Origin of the sequence: Vibrio sp. V03_P4A6T147 (genome assembly GCF_002241085.1) — a bacterium.
Classification (GTDB): domain Bacteria; phylum Pseudomonadota; class Gammaproteobacteria; order Enterobacterales; family Vibrionaceae; genus Vibrio; species Vibrio anguillarum.
Genome location: NZ_NDIO01000256.1, coordinates 1 through 3,724 on the forward strand (window position 1 = coordinate 1; position 3,724 = coordinate 3,724).

Sequence of the window (3,724 nt, forward strand, 5' to 3'; positions counted from 1 at the left end):
GTATGAATCAATATCTAGCGGTTACCTCAAACGGTCTTGAGAACCTATTAGTTGAAGAACTAACCAAATTAGGGATTACGGACGCAAAACCCGTGCAGGCCGGGGTAAAATTTAAAGCGTCGAAAGAGCAGATTTATCGCTGTTGTTTGTGGAGCCGTCTAGCATCAAGATTTGTTCGCGTCCTCTCTGAATTTACCTGCCAAAATGATATGGATCTTTACTTGTCGGCAAGTTCAGTGAACTGGGTTAATCATTTTCATAGTTCGAAAAAGTTTGTTGTCGACTTCAACGGCACAAATAACGAAATCCGCAACAGTCAGTACGGTGCGATGAAAGTAAAGGATGCGGTTGTCGACTGTTTCACCAAAAAGAACTTACCGCGCCCTTCGATCGATAAAGATCATGCAGATCTTCGTGTCCATGTACGCTTGCATAAAGATAAAGCCATTTTAGGGATTGATATGGTGGGCGGTGGTTTACATCAGCGCGGTTACCGTACCGAAGCGGGGCGAGCACCACTTCGTGAAACATTAGCAGCGGCTATTATTTTGCGTAGTGGATGGAGTGAAGCGAAGCCACTGCTCGACCCAATGTGTGGTTCTGGTACTTTGCTCATTGAGGCGGCCATGATGGCTGCTGGTATGGCCCCTAGTCTCAAGCGTCCAAAATGGAGTTTCGAAGCTTTAGAGGATTTTGATGCAGAACTGTGGGCGCAAATAAAATCAGAGGCCAATGTTCAAGCAAGACGTGGTGTCAAGAAAGTTGACTGTAAGTTCTTTGGTTTTGATAACGATGCACGAGTGCTGCAGACAGCGAAAGATAACGCTCGCCGCGCAGGGGTTGAAGAACTGATTACCTTCCAGCTAGGTGATGCGGCACTGATCAAACGTCCTGAAGGGTTTGAGGATGGTGTGGTTATCTGTAACCCACCCTATGGTGAACGTTTAGGTACACATCCTGGTTTGATTGCTTTATACACGGCATTTGGTGGGCAATTAAAGGCTGAATTTGGCGGTTGCCAAGCGTCGATTTTCTCAAGCTCTGACGAATTACTCAGTTGTTTGCGTATGCGCGCTGAAAAGCAGTTTAAGTTAAATAACGGTGCGTTACCTTGTCACCAAAAGAACTACTCAATTTCATTGCGCACGGTAGAACCGGGAGCGTCTATTTCTCAAGAATCGGTGATCGCTCCTGATTTTTCGAATCGTTTAAAGAAAAATATTGCGAAAATTGGTAAGTGGGCGAAACGTGAATCACTAGATTGCTATCGTATTTATGATGCTGATTTGCCTGAATACAATGTTGCGATCGATGTTTATCTCGACCACCTAGTGATCCAAGAATACGCCGCACCTAAAGATATTCCAGAAGAAAAGGCGAAACGCCGTTTAACAGATATCATTCGTGCCGCGATTCAAGTCACCGGAACAGAAGCAAATAAAGTGGTACTCAAAGTTCGCGAAAAACAGAAAGGACGCTCTCAATATCAAAAATTAGGGCAAATTTCTGAGACAATGGAAGTGAACGAGTATGGCGTTAAACTGATTGTCAATTTACATGATTATCTCGATACGGGTTTATTCCTTGATCATAAATTGACGCGTCGTCGCTTAGGGCAAATGGCAAAGGGTAAAGACTTCCTCAATCTATTTGCTTACACCGGCTCTGCAACCGTTCATGCCGCTTGCGGTGGAGCAAAATCAACGATGACGGTTGATATGTCTAAAACCTATTTAGAATGGGCTAAAGACAACTTAAAGCTCAACGGTCAAGTTGGACACCAGCATCGCTTTGAACAAGCCGACTGTGTGCAATGGCTAGAGACTGCAAAAGAACAATTTGATTTGATATTTATCGATCCGCCGACATTCTCAAATTCCAAACGTATGGAACACACATTTGATGTGCAACGCGATCATATTAAGTTGATGGAAAATTTAAAACGTATCCTACGTCCAGAAGGTACGATTGTGTTTTCAAACAATAAACGACATTTTAAAATGGATTTAGAAGCGCTAGCTGAGCTTGGTTTAGTTGCTCAAAACATTTCAGCACAAACATTACCACTGGATTTTGAACGTAACAAACAGATCCATAACTGCTGGACGATTTCCCATGCATGCAGTGAATAGGGAATGAAGTTGTTCACGCTTTACAGTACTGAAGGATGCCATCTCTGTGAGATGGCATTTCAGCTTGTTCAGCAGGCAAACATTGCTGAACAAGTACAACTTGTTGATATTGCATTTGATGATGCGCTCTTCTCTCGTTACGGGGTCACTATTCCGGTTCTTAAATACCAAGAATCCGAACTGAGCTGGCCCTTTGACCAACAAACATTACTTCATTGGTTAGAAAATAATGGCATTAATTACCATCCATAACGGTCAATTAGCATTTGGTGACCACCCATTACTCGATCATGCAGATTTCGCATTGCAAGAAAATGAACGAGTTTGTCTCGTCGGCCGAAACGGTGCAGGCAAGTCGACTATGATGAAAGTTCTTGCGAGAGAAATCATCATGGACGACGGAAAAATGCAGATAGAACAAGATGTTGTTGTTTCTCGATTAGAACAAGATCCGCCTAGAGATGAAGCTGGCACCGTTTTTGACTATGTTGCTGGTGGATTAGCGGAAGTTGGTGAGTATCTAAAGATCTATCAAGATCTTTTGGATCTCATCGTTATCGATCCAAGTGAAAGTAATATCAATAAGTTATCTCGTATTCAAGAGCAGCTAGAGCATACAGGGGCATGGCGTTTTGAAGAACGTATCCAAAATGTTCTGGCGGCGTTGAAACTGGATGGCCACACCAAACTAACGGATTTATCCGGTGGATGGCAGCGTAAAGCGGCTCTTGCAAGAGCACTAGTGTGTGATCCTGATGTCCTTTTGCTTGATGAACCGACTAACCACCTTGATGTAACCACCATCGAATGGCTCGAAGGCTTTTTGAAAGATTTTAGAGGCTCGATCATCTTTGTATCGCATGACCGGACGTTCATCCACTCAATGGCGACACGCATTGTTGATCTTGACCGCGGTAAACTCAGCTCGTTTCCTGGTGATTATGATCAGTACCTTGTCGCCAAGGAAGAAGCCTTGCGCGTAGAAGAGATGCAAAATGCCGAGTTTGATAAGAAATTGGCCCAAGAAGAAGTTTGGATTCGCCAAGGCATCAAAGCGCGTCGTACTCGTAACGAAGGGCGTGTAAGAGCACTCAAGAAGCTAAGAGAAGAGCGTAATGATCGCCGTGAGGTACAGGGCAAAGCAAACTTGCAAATCGATGACGCTGCGCGTTCAGGAAAAATTGTCTTCGAAGCGAAGGATATTAGCTATAGCATTGATGGCAAAAACATTGTCTCGAACTTCAGTTTCAATATCATGCGTGGTGATCGCATTGCACTTATTGGCCCTAACGGATGCGGTAAAAGTACGCTGCTGAAACTGCTGTTGGGTGATTTACAACCTCAGAGTGGCAAATTACATTGCGGTACCAAACTTGAAGTTGCTTATTTTGATCAGTACCGTGAGATCCTCGATCCTGAGAAGTCGGTAATTGACAACTTAGCTGACGGAAAACAAGAAGTGATGGTGGCTGGGCGCCCACGGCACGCATTAAGCTACTTACAAGATTTTTTGTTTGCCCCTAAACGTGCGAGAACGCCAGTAAAAGCGCTATCTGGTGGTGAGAAAAACAGACTGTTGCTTGCTCGTATTT

Annotated in this window: 3 protein-coding genes; all 3 read left to right on the plus strand. The window is 44.0% G+C overall.

Annotated elements, in window-relative coordinates:
* The first annotated feature begins 2 nt into the window (after positions 1-2).
* On the plus strand, positions 3-2,132 hold the full coding sequence (rlmKL, locus tag B9J84_RS10025) for a bifunctional 23S rRNA (guanine(2069)-N(7))-methyltransferase RlmK/23S rRNA (guanine(2445)-N(2))-methyltransferase RlmL (protein ID WP_017041964.1): 2,130 nt from the start codon (positions 3-5) through the stop codon (positions 2,130-2,132).
* Positions 2,133-2,135: 3 nt separating this feature from the next.
* Complete coding sequence (locus B9J84_RS10030) at positions 2,136-2,384, plus strand: glutaredoxin family protein (RefSeq protein WP_013856908.1); 249 nt, start codon at positions 2,136-2,138, stop codon at positions 2,382-2,384.
* Positions 2,362-3,724, plus strand: a 1,363-nt coding sequence (locus B9J84_RS10035; protein WP_094124055.1) for an ATP-binding cassette domain-containing protein, incomplete at its 3' end; no start/stop codon positions are given. The genes B9J84_RS10030 and B9J84_RS10035, both read left to right, overlap by 23 nt.